The 17,006-nt window shown below is 57.2% G+C and carries 21 protein-coding genes; 3 read left to right on the top strand and 18 right to left on the bottom strand.

From position 1 onward, the window contains the following. Positions 1-2: 2 nt before the first annotated feature. From ACZ1GS_RS05065 to ACZ1GS_RS05015, 11 genes are all read right to left on the bottom strand, one after another. A complete protein-coding gene (locus ACZ1GS_RS05065) occupies positions 3-1,691 on the bottom strand; it encodes a peptidoglycan D,D-transpeptidase FtsI family protein (RefSeq protein WP_472697404.1) in 1,689 nt (562 codons plus the stop codon). Then, a complete protein-coding gene (locus ACZ1GS_RS05060) occupies positions 1,688-2,293 on the bottom strand; it encodes a hypothetical protein (protein ID WP_472697403.1) in 606 nt (201 codons plus the stop codon). Before ACZ1GS_RS05060 ends, ACZ1GS_RS05065 begins: the two co-directional genes overlap by 4 nt. Then, positions 2,290-3,255 (bottom strand): 16S rRNA (cytosine(1402)-N(4))-methyltransferase RsmH, encoded by a 966-nt coding sequence (gene rsmH / locus ACZ1GS_RS05055; RefSeq protein WP_472697402.1) that lies wholly within the window; start codon positions 3,253-3,255, stop codon positions 2,290-2,292. The genes ACZ1GS_RS05060 and rsmH overlap by 4 nt, the downstream gene beginning before the upstream one ends. Next, positions 3,252-3,734: a division/cell wall cluster transcriptional repressor MraZ gene (locus tag ACZ1GS_RS05050; RefSeq protein WP_472697401.1), complete on the bottom strand. Its 483-nt coding sequence runs from the start codon at positions 3,732-3,734 to the stop codon at positions 3,252-3,254. The genes rsmH and ACZ1GS_RS05050 overlap by 4 nt, the downstream gene beginning before the upstream one ends. A gap of 301 nt (positions 3,735-4,035) precedes the next feature. After that, positions 4,036-4,872 (bottom strand): tRNA(Met) cytidine acetyltransferase TmcA domain-containing protein, encoded by an 837-nt coding sequence (locus ACZ1GS_RS05045; protein ID WP_472697400.1) that lies wholly within the window; start codon positions 4,870-4,872, stop codon positions 4,036-4,038. Between the two features lie 3 nt (positions 4,873-4,875). Beyond that, positions 4,876-5,250: a hypothetical protein gene (locus tag ACZ1GS_RS05040; protein WP_472697399.1), complete on the bottom strand. Its 375-nt coding sequence runs from the start codon at positions 5,248-5,250 to the stop codon at positions 4,876-4,878. Beyond that, on the bottom strand, positions 5,240-6,241 hold the full coding sequence (locus tag ACZ1GS_RS05035; RefSeq protein WP_472697398.1) for a cysteine synthase A: 1,002 nt from the start codon (positions 6,239-6,241) through the stop codon (positions 5,240-5,242). The genes ACZ1GS_RS05040 and ACZ1GS_RS05035 overlap by 11 nt, the downstream gene beginning before the upstream one ends. A 105-nt stretch (positions 6,242-6,346) precedes the next feature. Next, positions 6,347-7,021, bottom strand: coding sequence for an OmpW/AlkL family protein (locus ACZ1GS_RS05030; RefSeq protein ID WP_472697397.1), 675 nt, complete (start codon positions 7,019-7,021; stop codon positions 6,347-6,349). Between the two features lie 152 nt (positions 7,022-7,173). Next, entirely contained in the window at positions 7,174-7,875 is a 702-nt protein-coding gene (locus ACZ1GS_RS05025; protein WP_472697396.1) for a glutathione S-transferase family protein, read from the bottom strand. Between the two features lie 84 nt (positions 7,876-7,959). After that, the gene (purT, locus tag ACZ1GS_RS05020) at positions 7,960-9,138 is read right to left on the bottom strand and encodes a formate-dependent phosphoribosylglycinamide formyltransferase (RefSeq protein ID WP_472697395.1); all 1,179 of its coding nucleotides are present in this window, start codon (positions 9,136-9,138) and stop codon (positions 7,960-7,962) included. 70 nt (positions 9,139-9,208) lie between these two features. Continuing rightward, positions 9,209-9,667 carry a VOC family protein gene (locus ACZ1GS_RS05015; RefSeq protein WP_472697394.1) on the bottom strand — a complete coding sequence of 153 codons (459 nt, stop codon included), beginning with the start codon at positions 9,665-9,667 and terminating at the stop codon, positions 9,209-9,211. Positions 9,668-9,828: 161 nt separating this feature from the next. Here ACZ1GS_RS05015 and ACZ1GS_RS05010 point away from each other — a divergent pair, with 161 nt between their 5' ends. Genes ACZ1GS_RS05010 through ACZ1GS_RS05000 form a run of 3 tightly spaced genes read left to right on the top strand, consistent with a single transcriptional unit; the run spans position 9,829 to position 12,300 of the window. Further along, positions 9,829-11,973, top strand: coding sequence for a TonB-dependent receptor (locus ACZ1GS_RS05010; protein WP_472697393.1), 2,145 nt, complete (start codon positions 9,829-9,831; stop codon positions 11,971-11,973). Between the two features lie 55 nt (positions 11,974-12,028). Continuing rightward, the gene (locus ACZ1GS_RS05005) at positions 12,029-12,154 is read left to right on the top strand and encodes an entericidin A/B family lipoprotein (protein WP_472697392.1); all 126 of its coding nucleotides are present in this window, start codon (positions 12,029-12,031) and stop codon (positions 12,152-12,154) included. Positions 12,155-12,174: 20 nt separating this feature from the next. Then, a complete protein-coding gene (locus ACZ1GS_RS05000) occupies positions 12,175-12,300 on the top strand; it encodes an entericidin A/B family lipoprotein (protein ID WP_472697391.1) in 126 nt (41 codons plus the stop codon). Here the strand turns inward: ACZ1GS_RS05000 and tatC are convergent. The 7 genes from tatC to ACZ1GS_RS04965 form a co-directional block, all read right to left on the bottom strand. Next, entirely contained in the window at positions 12,297-13,082 is a 786-nt protein-coding gene (gene tatC / locus ACZ1GS_RS04995; protein ID WP_472697390.1) for a twin-arginine translocase subunit TatC, read from the bottom strand. The genes ACZ1GS_RS05000 and tatC overlap by 4 nt on opposite strands. Further along, entirely contained in the window at positions 13,079-13,453 is a 375-nt protein-coding gene (tatB, locus tag ACZ1GS_RS04990) for a Sec-independent protein translocase protein TatB (protein WP_472697389.1), read from the bottom strand. Before tatB ends, tatC begins: the two co-directional genes overlap by 4 nt. 34 nt (positions 13,454-13,487) lie before the next feature. Next, the gene (locus tag ACZ1GS_RS04985; protein WP_472697388.1) at positions 13,488-13,724 is read right to left on the bottom strand and encodes a twin-arginine translocase TatA/TatE family subunit; all 237 of its coding nucleotides are present in this window, start codon (positions 13,722-13,724) and stop codon (positions 13,488-13,490) included. 28 nt (positions 13,725-13,752) lie between these two features. Further along, positions 13,753-14,460 (bottom strand): SMC-Scp complex subunit ScpB, encoded by a 708-nt coding sequence (gene scpB / locus ACZ1GS_RS04980; protein ID WP_472697387.1) that lies wholly within the window; start codon positions 14,458-14,460, stop codon positions 13,753-13,755. Next, positions 14,453-15,238, bottom strand: coding sequence for a segregation and condensation protein A (locus tag ACZ1GS_RS04975; protein ID WP_472697386.1), 786 nt, complete (start codon positions 15,236-15,238; stop codon positions 14,453-14,455). The genes scpB and ACZ1GS_RS04975 overlap by 8 nt, the downstream gene beginning before the upstream one ends. After that, positions 15,238-16,248 carry a beta-N-acetylhexosaminidase gene (gene nagZ, locus ACZ1GS_RS04970; protein ID WP_472697385.1) on the bottom strand — a complete coding sequence of 337 codons (1,011 nt, stop codon included), beginning with the start codon at positions 16,246-16,248 and terminating at the stop codon, positions 15,238-15,240. The genes ACZ1GS_RS04975 and nagZ overlap by 1 nt, the downstream gene beginning before the upstream one ends. 123 nt (positions 16,249-16,371) lie before the next feature. Beyond that, a complete protein-coding gene (locus ACZ1GS_RS04965; RefSeq protein ID WP_472697384.1) occupies positions 16,372-17,004 on the bottom strand; it encodes an SPOR domain-containing protein in 633 nt (210 codons plus the stop codon). Positions 17,005-17,006 lie beyond the last annotated feature (2 nt).

Here is a 17,006-nt window from a genome sequence, read left to right as displayed (position 1 = left end):
GTCTATCCTTTCGGCGACCAAAGCAGCGGCGTCAATTCCGATACGTCAACGTCCCGATGTTCATCGGGCACCACGCCGAGCATGGGCCCGACACGTGGAACGACCTTGCGGACAACCGGGGCAGCGGTCCAGCCTGCGGTCCGCTGGAAACTGGTTGCAGCCGTCCCCTTGGGTTCATCGAGCATCGCAATGATGACATAGCGCGGATTGTCCATCGGGAAGGCTGCGGCAAATGTCGAGACCAGTGAAGTCTTGTTGTAGCCGCCATTGGACGGCTTTTCCGCCGAGCCGGTTTTGCCGCCAATCCGATAGCCTGGCGCGTCGGCATTGCGCCCCGTTCCGTTGGATACGATCATCCGTAGCAATTGCCGCATGCGCGCGCTTGTGGCTGCCTTGAACACCCGACGTCCTTGCGCCTCTTCACCTGGCTCGACCTTGAGCAGGGTCGCCGGGCGCCAGATGCCGCCATTGACCAGCGCCGAATAGGCCCCCGCCAGATGCAAGGGCGTTACCGCAATGCCATGGCCGTAAGCAACCGTCATGTTGGTCACCCGCCCCCAGCTTTGTGGCCAGAGCGGCCGGCCGCGCTCGGCAATTTCGATATGCGGCCGCTCGTCAAACCCGAGCCGGCGGATCATGTCTTCCATGCCCTGTTTGCCCAGATTGTCGGCAATACGGGCGGTGACAATATTGGAACTGTGGACCAATGTTTCCGGCACATTGAGATAGCGATCCTGACTATGGTCGTCCTTGATCGTGAAGCCAGCAACCTTGATCGGCTCGGTGGCATTATAACGGACCGCCAGATCCGTAACGGTTCCGGCATCCAGCGCCGCAGCGACAGTCAGCGGCTTGAAGGTGGAACCCAGCTCGAAAACGCTCTGGGTCACTTCATTGGTTTGATAAGACATTGTGTTCTTGCGGATTTTATTGGGATCGAACATCGGCAGTGATGCCAAAGCCATGACTTCGCCGCTATGCACATCCATGATAATGCCCGCTGCACCGCGCGCTTCGGTTGTGGTCATGGCAGCCAGCAACTCGCTCTCGAGCGCCGCCTGGACCCGGCTGTCGATCGATAAAATCGCTGGCTCGCCGCGCAAAGTCTCGTCTTTCAGGCGATCGTTCAGGGCGCGCTCCATGCCCATGATCCCTTCGTTATCCGCATCCACATAGCCGAGCACATGGGCCGCCAGATTGCGTTGGGGATAGAGTCGTTCATTCTCGCGCGGGAATTCAATGCCAATTTCACCCAGCGCATGCACCTGTTTGACCTCATTGGGCAACGCCCGGCGGCGCAAATAGGTTGGCCGCTTGCCGGTCAGCTTGCGGTAAAATTCAGCCTCGGTCGTATCAGGAAATAATCCCGCCAGCTGGCGAGACAGCAATTGCTTGTCGCCAAGCACACGCTCCGGAACGACCCGAATGGCATAGCCCTTCATCGTCCGCGCCAGCGGCACACCGTTGCGATCGACAATATCTCCTCGCGCCGGAATGAACACCGAGCTCGATCCGCGCGTGGTCTGTGCGTCTTCCAAAATGCTGAAACTGATCAACCGCCCGATAATGACCGTGAACACCGCCAGAAACACCAGTAGCAGCACCATCAGACGAAAGTGCGCGCTCGCTGCCATCTCCTTGTGTTTGCTGGAAAACTGCATTTTTCTGCTGCTTGCCAGAAGAGTGGTCATTGAGCCCGGCTCCCGATCGACTCGCGATCCGCCTTGGCGGCCAATTGTCGGATCAATCCGTCATCGAGCAGCTTGTCTTCCATATCAGCCACGCGTTCGGTGCGCGTTTCGCGCAGCTCTTCTGCGGTCGGCCCGTCTTCTGCAACAGCGTCGGACAACTGCTCAGCATCACCATCATCCGCAACGATTTCCAGCGGGGGACGGGTGGTCGCGGATGCGGTGGGGAAAACCGATCCGATAATGCCGGCGGGAGGGACCTTGTCCATCGTACTGATGACGGCAACCTTTACCGGCTTGCGCATATCGCGGCCACCAAGATTCGCCAGGGCCCGCTCGCCATCGAGATATTGTGCCGCCTTGGGCGAGATATAACCATATTCCAGCTTGTTCCAGTGCTCCAGCTGCCGCAGATTGGCGCGCGCACTGAATTCTGTTTCCAGATAACGGATTTCTTTTTTCACCGAGACAATCTTCTGATCGGTCCGCGCGAGATCGCTGCGTTGGGTGGCAACGCTGAGCGACAGCGGATAAAGCAGGATCGCGACCAGCAGAACGAGTGCCAGCCAGCCAATGCCTTCCAGTCGTTTGACGGCGAGCTTCATCGCGCACCTCCGGACTGACCCGCCACCGCGTCGTGTACGGGCGCGTCGGAACGCACCGCAGATCTGAGGGTGGCGGAGCGGGCTCGGGGATTAGAGACCTGCTCCGCCCCGGCCGGACGCACCATTTTGGCTGGTTTATGAAAGGTAGGCGCCGGCCGTTTTTCGGAAACTTGTGGGAGATGGCGCGAACCGCCGGACTGTTGTCCGCTGCGGTTGCGCAGAAAATTTTTGACAATACGATCTTCGAGACTGTGAAAGGTCACTACGGCAAGACGACCGCCCGGCTTGAGCAAACGCTCTGCCGCGACCAAACCGTCTTCCAGTTCGCCAAGCTCTCGGTTGATATGAATCCGGATCGCCTGAAACGTCCGGGTGGCCGGGTCCTTTTTGTCGCCGGGCTTTTGCCCCAGCGTCTTGCGGACCACCTGCGCCAGTTCGGATGTGCGCGTCAATGGACGGGCATTGACGATCGCCTTGGCAATCTTGCGGGAACGCCGTTCTTCGCCATAGCGAAAAATCACGTCGGCAATGTCTTCTTCCTCGGCTTCGTTGACAAATTCCGCCGCGGTCATGCCGTCTTGCGCCATGCGCATGTCGAGCGGGCCGTCTTGCTGAAAGGAAAAACCACGCTCCGCCTGATCCAACTGCATCGACGATACGCCAATATCGAGGGTGACGCCGTCAATATCCTCTTCCGCGAGAATATCCGCCATTTGCGAATAGCGCGCGTGGTGCAAAACCAGAGAACCATCCGTATCCTCGACCAGCTTTTCTCCGGCGGCAATCGCGTCCGGGTCCTGGTCGAAACCATGAACCTTCGCACCAGCTGCGATCATTGCCGTGCTGTAACCGCCCGCACCAAAGGTTCCATCGACATGCGTCTCGCCCGGGGTAATGGCAAGCGCATCGATCACTTCGTTGATCAGGACTGGAATATGGGGAGCAGCAGGAACCGGGGTCATTTCTTTTTCCCCAGTTCGTTCATGTGAAACTCAACCAACCGCTTGTTCACCGGGACATCATAGGTTGTATCCAACAGCGCCTGCGGGTCCCAAAGACAGAAAACCGGACCAACCCCATGGAAAAACACGCTCTTATCGAGTCCGCCAATCGCCTTGTAGACGGGCAAAAGGCCAAACCGGCCACTGGCATCAAAAGAGAAATCCTCTACGGACGCAAATTTGCGTGCTCCAGCTGCATGGCGGTCATAGGGCTCGCCGCGAGCAATGGCATTGGCCTCTTCCCGGTCAATCTCGTTTAGCAATTCGTTTTTGCGGCTCAAGCCAAAGCCAATGAGACAATCCCACTGCTCATGCTCGCCAATACAAATGGTCCGCCCGTCGCTGCTGGCAATAAGATCTTTACGCAAGGATGCCGGAATCGACAGACGACCTTTATCGTCAAATGTCGATATCCCCGATCCAGAATATGCGTAACTCACAGACACAGCCTCAATCCCTCAACAGAACCGTAGGCAAATCTCCCCTGTTCGAAGCAGCGCGCAAAAAGCCGCTTCCGAAAACAAGAATCCCGGACAGGAAATTTACCCCGATAACGCCTTAGGGTTAACAGGGGTCCACTGGGGATGAAAGGGGATATTACGGGGAAATTGGGGCCTATTAGACTAAGTGGCTGTATATATTAGATAATATTTTTTCCCTCTCTCGATCAGTTTAGCCGATTTTACGACTAATCGTTGGAAACATGGTTGTTTTTCTCCATTTCGCCAGCCTTTTCCCAACTCATCCCCGGCCCTCCCGCAATTCTTCGATCAATTGATCGACCCAAGCCGGCACCGGTTCAGACGCTGAAACCGCCTCATCATCAAGGGCAGCTTCGGTGTTCCACAAGGCGCTGTGCAGGAAATCTGCATCCGCAACAAGGATCGCCTTCCCCTGCCCAATCATGCAATGCGCGATCATGTCTGCCGCGCTCAAGCTGCAGCGCGTATCCGGTGGCGCCGATCCAGCACGCTGCGCAAATGTGCCGATACCCACAGTCTCGATGGTAAATCCGGCAAAGGCCATTTCAACCGTGACTTCTTGCTCTTCGGTCGGCGCCTGCAACTCCAGTCCCCAATAGCGCAGCAAGGGCGAGAGCAAACCGGTCGGGAGCGGGCGCATCTTGTCCCCGAAAGGCAATTCAGAAGGCCAGGCCAGCAACGGGTCTGTCAGGATCAGTGCCCGGCCACCGGCGCGGATCCATTGGTCCAATGCAGCGATATCCGCCGGATCCATTGCCCGGGGCTGGGCCAGTATGACGATATCAATGTCTGACTTTTGCAACCGCTCCAGGCTGTCGACCGCTTCTATTGCATAGCTGTTCTGCCAATGCGCATAAATCGGGGCTGGAGTCGTCGTTCCCGACAAGGTGCTTTCGATCGAGGAATTTTCACCCCAGACAATCGGCAGGCTGGTCATCAGCCAGACCGCGCTCCGAGGTTCGTCTGCCGCGATAGCCGCACCTTCCGACGGATCATTCTCTGCGGGACCACATTGTGTGAGCGCTCCCGATATAGCGATTAGCGCGGACATGCGGAGTGACGAAGCGAACCGTTGCAAAGTGTGCGCCAGAGCCAAGGATCAGGGCTCCTGATCCATCGGCGCTTCCAGTTTCGGATCCGGCTTGAGATCGGGAACAACCTGACCGCGATTGCCCGGCACAGTCGGGACCGGCTGAACAACATCATCTTCAGGAACCGGTGCTGGCGTAATGCCCAGTTCGGCCAGCGGCTCAGCCGGTGCCTGGGTCGGAACCGGCTCTGCTTCACCGACCAATTCCCGCGATGCGCCGGCCGCTTCGGCCTGAATCTCTTCAATGGCCGATTGCTCGTCACTGGCGCGCTGCAAAACGAAATTGGCGACGCTGACCAGCAGCAAGACGGCAACCAGACCGACGAGACCCACCTGAATGCGCTGCATCGTGTCCTGCCGGTTATTGATCTGCTTATCCTTCATTTGCATCCTCAAGCCAGGGGAAGACGGGCAAGCCCTTTTCCTTGAGCCAGGCCGCATTGTAAAGGGACGAGAGATAGCGAAATCCGGTATCGCACAGGATTGTCGCCACTTTGGCCTGCGGCCCCAACGTCTTGCCCAATGCAATAGCACCCGCGACATTAATGCCGGATGAGAGACCCAGGCACAGCCCCTCCTCTGCCAGCAGACGTTCCACCCATTTTATACCGTCTTCATCACTGATACGATATTGGGTGTCAATCGGCGCTTCTTCGAGATTTCCGGTAATCCGACCCTGTCCGATACCTTCGGCGACGCTGCTGCCCTCCGACTTTAACTCGCCATGCGCATAAAAATGATAAAGCGCGGCGCCGTGCGGATCGGCCAGTCCGATAACGACATTCTCATTCTTGGCCTTCAGGCCCATACCAACACCCGCGATGGTTCCGCCCGTACCAGCGGCACAGACGAAGCCGTCAACCGCGCCATCGAGCTGCGTCCAGATTTCTTCGGCGGTTGTTTCGATATGCGCGCGCCGATTGGCAACATTATCGAACTGATTGGCCCAAACCGCACCCTCGGTTTCTTCTGCAATCCGCCGCGACGTGTGCACGAAATGCCCGGGATTGGCATAGGGTGCTGCCGGCACCAGCACGAGTTTCGCACCGAGCGCCCGGAGCGTGTCCATCTTCTCCTGGCTTTGGGTTTCGGGCATCACGATCGTGGTCTTGTAGCCCTTGGCATTGGCCACCAGGGCAATACCAATGCCGGTATTTCCAGCCGTGCCCTCGACAATCATGCCGCCGGGTTTGAGCAGGCCGCGCTCTTCCGCATCCTGGACAATGAACAGCGCCGCGCGGTCCTTGACCGAGGCGCCCGGGTTGGCAAATTCACATTTGCCATAAATATCGCAACCCGCTTCGGCACTGGGGCCAGCGAGACGCACCATCGGGGTGTTGCCGATCAGATCGAGTGTGTTGGATAATGGTGTCATGGGAATCAAATAGGCCCCCCGGGCCGGCTCGGCAAGACGAGAAGAATTGGGGGGCCAAAAGTTATGCTTTGTCGACCGCGAAATAGTGCGTGCCGACCCCGGTATTCAAAACCGATAGGCCAGACCCGCACTGATTACCCACGGATCGATCCGGTGCCGCGTCCGCAGGATTTCAGCACCATTGTTTGACCAGGACGCATCGGTGCGGAGAAAATATCGCTTTGCATCCACGCTCAAACCCAGACCGCTATCATTAATCGCCAGATCAAAACCTGCCTGGAGCGCCACACCAACCTTGTCATTCAGCTGAAAATTATCCGCGCCAAAGCCCACCAGAGCGGCGCCAGGCTGCTCATCGATAAAGATGAAATAGCTGGGACCAGCGCCGACATAGGGTTTGAACCCGTCAGAATCGCCGAAATGATATTTCAGCGTGAAAGTTGCGGGGATTATCTTGGCATCGGAAACAGTTTCCAGGCCATCAATGGCGTCAACTCCGTCGACATCATGTTCCGTAACTCCAGCAATAGTCTCAATCGAGATATTGTCAGTGACAAAATATTCGACCGCCACGGTCGGAATGAAATTATCATTGGCGCGCGTGTCACTGCCTGCAGGCAGCCCGATATTGTCGACTTCAACCTCGGTAATCCGCGCATCGGGCGCGACCAATGTTCCCAGCATCTTGACCTGAAAGTCCCCGGCTTCGGCATGCGCGACGGTTGGCATCATGGCAACAACAGCAAGGGCTGAAATGGCTTTGGCGAGAGTTTTCTTCATATTGAAAATCCTATGATTAGATCACAACAGATCCGCCTCCGGGATGAGGCGACTGCTTGAGAACCTATCTAGGCATCAACCAAATTTAAGATATTTTAAAAGAAAATGCGATGTTGATAGTTTTTATCTATAGCCATCGAGTCCGCTTTGACCTAGGCAGCCAGATCAAATGGCTCCGGAACAACCTTCGCCAACATCTTGTTGCACGCTGTCAGATTGCGCTGGAAACTGGTGTGGTTTTTCATCGCTTCATAATGCGCGACCAGCGAAGGCCATTTGCCGGAATCGGGCAATCCCGCCAGCAGATCAGTCTGGGAAATCTGGCAAGCAACCGCGATATCGGCGATCGTCATCTGATCGCCGACAAAATGGCTGCGCCCATCGAGCTGCTTCTCAAGATAATCCCAGAGCGGCGGCAGCTTCTCATTCCAGGTCTTGCGGGCTGTATCGAGGTCCGGTTCCTTGCCCTGAAACAGATTGAAAACAATCGGTCGGAACAGCCCCATGCCACCGGCCATCGCCATGCCGGTATCGGCAAATTCTTCCAGCCACAGTGCCCGTCCATAGGTGAACGGATCGTCCGGATAGATAGCCGGGTCGGGCTGCTTCTTTTCCAGATAACCGCAAATGGCGGAGCTGTCGGTGATCGTGCCTGCCGGACCTTCCGTCGCGATCGCGGTATCGCGAAGGGACGGGATGCGCGCCAGCGGACTGATTTCCTTATACCAGTCCGGCATACCCATGACGTTGACCGCTTCGGATTCATAGTCAAGCGCCTTGAGCGCCAGCACGGCTTCGACTTTGCGTTGGAAGGGTGACAGCGGCGAACCGTAAAGAATCAGACTGGCAGTCATATCGGAAAAGCTCCTGAAATAGGGAAGGGTATCGGCTTAGCCATTGGAACATATTTATCAATAGCGCTGCCGAGGTTGCGCGCTTCAGTCATAGGTGATTTCGACATAATCCGCTGCCCGTTTTGCCAAAGCGCGGGCAGTGTCGGTGTCGGAGCCGGTTGCCAGCGCGACGGCCATCCGGCGATAGGGGCGGGTCACCGGTTTGCCGAAAATCCTGACATCCACTTCCGCTCGATCGCTGCCCAATGCCAAGGCTCTGTCCACACCCGTGAAGCGAAAGCTCTCGCTATCGCGATCCGCCAGAATAACGGCACTCGCACTCGCGGTAGCGGTCAAGGCAATATGTGGAATCGGCAGGCCCATAATTGCCCGGGCGTGCAAATCAAACTCGCTGAGATTCTGGCCGATCAGCGTTACCATCCCGGTGTCATGCGGCCGCGGGCTCAGTTCGGAAAAAATCACCTCTCCCGACCGGGTGACAAAAAACTCAACGCCGTACAAGCCATAGCCGCCGAGATTGTCGACCACCTTGCGCGCCATATCCTGTGCCGACGCCAGCGCTTCGTTGGTCATCGCGGCCGGCTGCCAGCTTTCCTGATAATCTCCACGTTCCTGGCGATGACCAATTGGCGGGCAGAATTGCACCCCGTCGCGGGTTCGCACAGTCAGCAAGGTAATCTCATAGTCAAAATCGACAAATTGCTCGACAATCACCCGCTTGCGATCACCGCGCATATTGCCGACCGCATGGTTCCATGCCGCCTCGATCTCCGTTTCTTGGGTGACCTTGCTCTGCCCCTTGCCAGACGACGACATGACAGGCTTGATCACCAGTGGCAGGCCGATGTCCGCGGCCGCACTGCGTACATCGGCCAGGCTTTCGGCATAATGATAGCGCGAGGTGGTCAGTCCCAGGTCCTGCGCTGCAACATCGCGAATGGCATCGCGGTTCATGGTTAGCTGGGTCGCCCTTGCCGACGGGACGACATGGAACCCCTCGGCTTCGACATCCGCCAGTATTTCCGTCCGGATCGCTTCGACTTCCGGCACGATCAGATTGGGTTGATGGTCCGCAATCGCCGCCCGCAAACGATCGCCATCAAGCATTGAAAAAACTTCCCGGTCATCCGCCACCTGCATGGCCGGCGCGTTGTCATAGGCATCGCAGGCGATGACATAAGCTCCGAGGCGTTTTGCCGATATCACAAATTCGCGGCCCAATTCGCCCGAACCGAGCAGCAATATTCTTGTCATGAAGGTCATCGAGCGACTATGCGAAGCCCGGCGGGAGAGCGCAAGCCGGAATTCAGATCAGTGCCCGCGATACCCGCGTTTAACCCGCCGCCATCATCTCGGACATACGCTTGTTCATTTCCTCGGGGTCAACATCCTCAATATGGGTCGACAAAGTCCATTCATGGCCGAACGGATCCTTGATCCAGCCTGACCGGTCACCATAAAACTGATCTTCCACCGGCCGCACAGCGGTAGCGCCAGCATTGACCGCGCGAGCAAAGGCTACATCGCTATCCTCGACATAGATCATCAGGCTGCAGGTACTCCCGCCCCGTGCCTTGGGACCAAGCTTGTCCATTTCAGGAAACTCATCGGATATCATCACGTGGCTGTCCCCGATCAGCAAATCGGCATGGCCGATCTTGTCGCCCATCGGCATCCGCATCACTTCCTCGGCCCCAAGGGCTTTTTTGTAAAAGTCGATCGCCGCCGCCGCATCATCAACCGTCAGATACGGCGTGACGCTGTGATAGCCGTCTTCTTTCCACTGGGTCATTATCTGTCTCCTCGCTTGCCCTGTCTCTAACGGTTTATAGCAAAAATGGGGCAACTTAGCGACAGCATCAGCTTATTAAGTGTTGTTATGTAATATCATCACATATATAGAGCGCTCCAATCAACCCGAACACCAACCCCAAAACCAAAGAGTAGTTGTTTATGTCCCTTTCGCCTGCCCCCCAAAAAGCCCTGATCGCCCTCGTCGTTAGCCTCGCAACCGCCGCGCCCGCTTGGGCCCAGAGTGGCAACGCTTCTGCCCAGCCGACCGAAGCTGCAGACGATTTTCACAATGAAGATGCGATTGTCGTGACCGCCCCCTTTGTGAAGCGGCTCGACTTGCTTGCCGGCACGTCCGTGCTGACCGGCGATCAGTTGACCGAAGATCTGCGCGGCCAGATTGGCGACAGCCTGACAAGCCTGCCCGGCGTATCGTCAACCAGTTTTGCGCCGGGATCCTCACGTCCGGTCTTGCGGGGTTTTCAGGGTCCACGGGTTCGCGTGCTGACTGATGGCATTGGGTCGCTTGATGCCTCGAACACGTCCGTTGATCATGCCGTGACTATCGATCCGCTGACCGCGCAGCGCGTGGAAGTCCTGCGTGGTCCGGCTGTGCTGCTCTTTGGTGGGGACGCGATCGGCGGCGCCGTCAATGTGATCGACAAGCGCATTCCGCGAGATGTTCCTGACGAAGCCTTCCATCTCGATGCCGTTGCTGGCTATGGCAGCGCCGCCGATGACTGGAGCGCAGCCGGTTCGCTAGATGTACCTCTCACCAGCTCACTGGTTTTCCATATAGATGGGAGCTATCGCAACACCAATGACGTCGATATTCCGGGCTTTGTCGTCGCCCCCGAATTGCGTGCCGATATTCTCGCCGAAGCCCAGGAAGAAGCAGCGGAAGGGGAACTTGAAGAAGCCGCTGAATTGACCGAAGCCGCCAATCAGCGTGGAACAATCCCCAATACCGCTAGCGAAACTATTACCGCCGGAACCGGCCTCGCCTTCATTGGCGAAGGCGGCAATATCGGGTTTTCGGTTAGCTATTTTGATACCGATTACGGCGTCCCTGCGCGTCCGGGTGTCGAACATGCCCATGGTGATGAAGAGGGCGGCGAAGAAGAGGAAGAAGAAGGTCCGGTCACGATCGGTCTGGAACAGATCCGCGCTGACCTGCGCGCGGGCGTCAATTTGGGTGGCTTTTTCGAATCGCTCAACTTGCGCGCGGGCTATTCCGACTATGAACATACCGAGTTTGAAGGCGACGAAATCGGAACCGTGTTCACGGTTGAAGGTATCGAAGCGCGGGCCGAACTGGTGCAAAGCGAGAAAAACGGCTGGCGCGGTGTGGTTGGAACGCAACTGCTGGTGCGCGACTTCAACGCGGTCGGCGCAGAAGCATTTGTGCCCAAAAACAGCATCGAAAGCTGGGCCGTGTTCACGATTCAGGAATTGGATCTCGGCAATTTCGAAATAGAGGGTGCGGCTCGCTTTGACCACACGGACATCAAGTCCAACGCTATCGATTTCGACCGCAGTTTCAACAGTTTCTCCGGCGCCGTTGGCTTTGCCTATGCACCGGACGGTTCGGGTTTCAAGATCGGAACCAATCTGTCGCGGTCCGAACGCGCGCCGTCGGCCGAAGAATTGCTTTCCGACGGGCCGCATATCGCAACCCAGGCTTTTGAAATCGGCAATCCGAATTTCACCACGGAAAAAAGCTGGGGTGGCGAACTCTACGCGCGTCTGGATACGGAAAATCTGGATTTGAGTGCGACCGTCTATGCCAATTTCTTTGACGATTATATCTTCGAAACCGCGACCGGTGCCGAGGAAGATGGCCTGCCAGTTTTCCAGTTTTTTCAGGAAGATGCGACTTATTATGGCTTTGAAGCCTCAGCTTCTGCTGTAATCGCCCGCAGCGGTGGCTTTGCCTTTGTCGCTGATGGGGTGGCAGATTATGTCCGAGCAAAAGTCAACAGCGGTGGCGGCCCGGTCCCGCGCATCCCGCCCCTGCGCCTGCTCGGCGGCATTGAAGCCCAAAGCGACTCGATCAACCTGCGCGCCGAAGTGGAATGGAGCGACAGCCAGAATCGGGTTGCGGCATTTGAAACCAGCACCGGCAGCTTCACCATGGTCAATGCCTCCGCTTCCTGGCGGCCATTGGGCAAGGATGGCGGCGTCACCCTGCTCGCTTCCGCGAACAATATTTTCGACGTCAACGCGCGTCGTCATGCCTCGTTCACGAAAGATTTTGTACCGCTGGCTGGACGTGATATTCGCATCAGTGCGAAATTCAGTTTCTAAGGAGATTGGGACCATTTCTCTATTCTCCTGAAACTGCAAACAGGAGAATAGAGTAATGCGCCGATATCTGATTGCCTTCACCCTGTCATCAGCCTTGCTGCTTGGCGCTTGCAACACTGTGCAAGGCGTTGGCGAAGATATTAAATCTGTCGGTCGCGCCGGCGAACGGGCAATCGACTAAGCGAACCAGAGGAGAGCATCATGCGCAAATTTCTGACCACCCTCATCATCGGATCCACCGTCTTGCTGGCGGCCTGCAACACCGTTCAGGGTGTCGGTCAGGATATTGAATCGGTTGGCCGGGCCGGAGAAGACGCGATAAATTAGGCGTCTTCGGCTTCGGTTTGTTTGACCCGCTTGCGCTCGGTAAACCACATGATGCCGAGCGAGACTTCGTACAGCATGATCAACGGGATCCCGAGCAGGAACTGGGATACCACATCAGGCGGTGTCAGGATCGCAGCGATCACAAAGGCTCCGACAACCATGTAGCGGCGCAGGCCCTTGAGCTGTTCGCGCGTCACAATACCGGCGCGATTGAGCAGCAGCAGCAACACCGGCAACTGGAAACAGATCCCAAAAGCCAGGATGAAACGCATCACCAGATCAAGATAGTCGCCCATGGCGGGGAGCGCTTCCTGTGTCATCCCGCCGACTTCGCCTTCAAACCCCAGAAAAAACCGGAACGCAGTTGGCATCACGATATAATAAGCCAGCGCGGCACCAATGGTAAACAGCACCGGTGTCGCGACGAGAAAGGGCAGAAACGCCTTTTTCTCGTTGGAATAGAGCCCGGGTGCTACGAACGCCCAAAGCTGGTTGGAAATGATCGGGAACGCCAGGAAAAAGGCCGCGAACATCGCGACCTTAATCTCGACGAAAAAGGCTTCATACAGCTTGGTGTAAACGAGCTTGCCCTCGCCCGGCGGAAACGCATCGGTCAGGGGCACGACCAACATGCCGAATATTTCGTCGGCAAAGAAGAAACTGACACCGAAGGCCACCGCCAGTGCGATAACCGACCATAACAACCGCTGCCGCAATTCGATCAAATGCTCGATCAGCGGTGCCTTGCTGTCATCGAGATCCGGGGCGGACTGTTCATTCATGATTTGGGTTCGGCAGATTTGTCGTCGGAAACCGGACCTTGAGTATCCTCCTCAGGAGCCGTCGCGTCATCTGCAGGTGCTGGCTCCGTTGCCGGCTTATCCAGCGGTGTCATCTGGGGTTCGTCATCGGAGACGTTGGGATGCTCGAGCATGATCCGCTCATTTTCTGCCGCCCATTTTTTTTCCATTTCCTGCAGTTCCGCTTCGCGAACCATCGCGTCCAGCCCGGTTCGGAAATTCGTCATCACGCCGCGCGCCTTGGCCATCCAGCGCCCGGCCGTCGCCAGCGCACGCGGCAGTTCCTTGGGGCCGATTACGACAATCGCAATGATCGCGATAATCGCGATTTCAGAGATGGAAAGGTCGAACATGGCGCTAAGCGGTCCTCTCTACCGGACCGGATCGTCAGCTGGCGGTCTTGTCGGACGCAGCGGTTTTTTCTGCGTTAAGATCGGCAGCCTTGCCGTCAATTTGGGCTGCGGGCGCCGGCTTTCCAGCGCTGTCTTCTTCTTCCGTGATGCCTTTCTTGAAGGAACGGATGCCTTTACCAACATCCCCCATCATTTCCGATATCCGGCCGCGACCGAACAGGATCAGCACCAATGCCGCTACAATCAAAATTTGCCAAACACTCGGTTGCATTAAAAATCTCCTGATCTGTCCCTCTTACTTAAGCGCTTTCTGCTTCGTTTTCCAGTGACAGAGTGGCTTCGGGATCATTTTGCGCGTTTTCTTCCGCATCCAGCGCAGATTCGAGCGCCAATTGCTCTTCCGCTTCGGTTTCGAGGCGCTCCATCGCCAGATCAACAGGATCGAGCAAACCGGCTGCCTTAAGATCATCGATACCGGGCAGTTCCTTGCGGCTTTGCAATCCGAAATGGGTCAGAAACTCGGGTGTGGTTGCATAGATTAACGGTCGTCCCGGTACTTCTCGCCGGCCGGCTGGCCGCGCCCAGCCTGCTTCCATCAACACATCCAGTGTGCCTTTTGCAACCTGGACACCCCGAATGGCTTCGATTTCCGCCCGGCTTACCGGCTCGTGATAGGCAATGATCGCCAGTGTTTCCATGCCGGCGCGGCTGAGCTTGCGCAATTCCGCTCGTTCCCGCCGCAGCAGATGTGACAAATCATGAGCGGTCTGGAAATGCCAGCGATCTCCGGTTTTGACCAGGACGATCCCGCGCTGGGCATAATCCTGCTGCAACTGCGCCAGCGCCTGAGGCACGTCACAATCTTCACCGACATAAAGCTTGATATCGGCGACCGTCATCGGGCTTTCAGAGGCAAAAAGCGTGGCTTCGACCGCCCGTGTCCCATCATCCAGGGCATCGGCAATCTGCTCGATTTCCAGATCGGCGGCTTGTGTTTGATCATCCATCCTGATTTGCTTTCAATCTGAGCGGGGCAAAGCTCTCGTCCTGGCTTAGCACCAATTTGCCCTGACGCGCCAATTCAAGCGCCGCTACGAAACTCGAAGCGAGTGCCGATTTGCGCAATTGCGGCGGCGCACCGGGTGGCAGAAAATCGCGAATATCCATCCAGTCGATCGCCTCGCCCAGCATCAGCGAAACCCGGGCGAGCGCATCTTCCAATGTCATTACCATGCGCTGCCTGACGATATGCACCGCCGGTGCATTGCGCCGTTTGACGCGGCCATAAGCGGCCAGCAAGTCGTAATATTCGGCCTGCCAATGGCGATTCTTGACCACCCGCAATCCTTCCGGAGCACCGCGGGCGAAGACATCGCGGCCGATCCGGTCTCGCGCGAGCAGACGGGCGCCCGCCTCCCGCATCGCGTTGAGACGTTCCAGCCGCATCTGCAGGCGCAACGCCAGTTCCTCGGGAGACGGATCAATCTCGGGGTCTTTCGGCAGCAGCAAACCGGACTTCAAATAGGTTAGCCAGGCGGCCATCACCAGATAGTCCGCGGCCAGTTCCAGCTTCAGGCTCTGCGCATCAGCGATATATTTGAGATATTGCTGGACCAGTTCGAGGATCGAGATTTCCCGCAAATCGACCTTCTGGTTCCTTGCCAGGGCAAGTAACAGATCGAGCGGGCCTTCCCAGCCATCAATATTGAGGGTGAGCGAGGCGTCCTCGTCCACCGCAGACGGAGGAAAGAAAAAGCTCTCTTCGGCGGGATCCTGATCGGCCATCAGGCGGCCGCCGCCAGCAGCGCATCGCGTTTGGCGATCAGTTCGGCCATGTCCGGCCCGTCCGCAGGCTCGGCAATCGTCGCCATCGCATCATCAAGCCGCTGGCGGGTTTTGTCCGACATCGCGGACAGCCCCTCGGCAATACCGATCATATCCTCCATCTTGGCCCAGCAGTTCAGCGCGATATCACACCCCGCCTCCTGCCCCAGAACCGCCCGTTCCGGGACACTGCCAGACAAGGCTTCCATGTCGAGATCATCTGTGAACAGCAGGCCGTCAAATCCAATCCGGTCGCGAATAACGTCCTGGATAACGATTTTCGAAAGCGTCGAGGGCACGTCCGGGTCCCAGGCGGTGAACAGCAAATGCCCGGTCATCCCCATCGGCGCGTCCTTGAGCGCCTGAAACGGAGCCAGATCCCAATCCAGTTCGGCATCGCTCGCAGTTACCGTCGGCAACGCCTTGTGGGTATCCACGCTGGTCCGCCCGTGGCCCGGCATATGCTTGACCACGCCAACCACGCCGCCCTTTTGCAAGCCGTCCAATATCGCCCGACCCAGCGCCGCAACCCGCAATGGCTCACTGCCCAGCGCGCGGTCGCCGATGACATTATTGGCATCGGCCTGACGGACATCCAAAAGCGGCAGACAATCCACCGTGATCCCCACCTCTTGCAAGCTCGCACCCAGCGCCTGGGCATTGATCCGCGCCGCTTCAATCGCGGTCGCTGGGGCAATATCATACAGCCTGTCAAACACCTCGCCTGCCGGAAAGGAGGGCCAGATTGGCTCTTTCATCCTGGCGACGCGGCCGCCTTCCTGATCAATCAATATCGCGACATCATCCCGGCCGTGCAGCGCGCGGAGTTCGTCGGTCAGCGCGCGCAGTTGCGCCTTGGACTCAATATTGCGACCGAAAATAATATAGCCCGCAGGATTGCTGTCTTTGAAAAACGCCTTTTCCTCGGCGCTGAGGCTGAGACCCGCCATGCCAAATATTGCTGGTGTCATGCGCGCATATTACCCAAAACTGCTAAAAACACGACCGATCATGCGCATATTCGTCGACAACGGTAAAGAGGAAAGCGCCGTTATCCACAGTGCATCCCCCTTTTTCCGCGATTTCTGACCCGTTCAGGATGCCGGAACGACGATGCAGCTTTCTCCAGCCGCTTTCAGCCCGTTGCAGATTTCCTGTGCTTTGCGGGTATCCGGCGCGACAGCGTTCAACCGAAAGATCGTGCCTCCTTCGACAGAGCCCTGAACAATTTTCTTGGGCAAACCGCCAATATCACCAAAGCGCCGGGCAAATCCGGACCAAGCGGCATCCGCCTGACCGGCCGTGCTGAACGCACCGAGCTGGATCATTGCGCTGCCTGCAGCGACCGGCGTGGTTTTTTTGACAGGCGCTTCGGTGGGCGCCTTGGTGCCCAATTTGGCTGGGGTTTCCTGACCCTCACTGGCGGCAAAGCTGGCATCGCCCTCGCCTTCAAATGTTTTGGCCTGCGGGTCATCCGGGCGCACTTTATAGTCGCCTTCTTGCGCGGCGATCAGTTCACCATCGCCATCCAGTCCGCCGCCATCCCGGTTCTGCAGCCAGTAAATTCCGCCCACGATCGCCGCAAGCAGCAACAAGGCCGCACCTATAAACAACGCCACTCGGACCGGAGAATATTCCCCTTCCCCATCATAGTCTTCGGCCGATTCCAGCCATGGCAGACGATCTTCGTCGTCCAGATCCAGACTGTCACGATTGATATCAGACATTA

The sequence above is a fragment of the Parasphingorhabdus sp. W113 genome (assembly GCF_055693205.1).
This window is presented reverse-complemented; position numbering and strand designations above follow the sequence as displayed.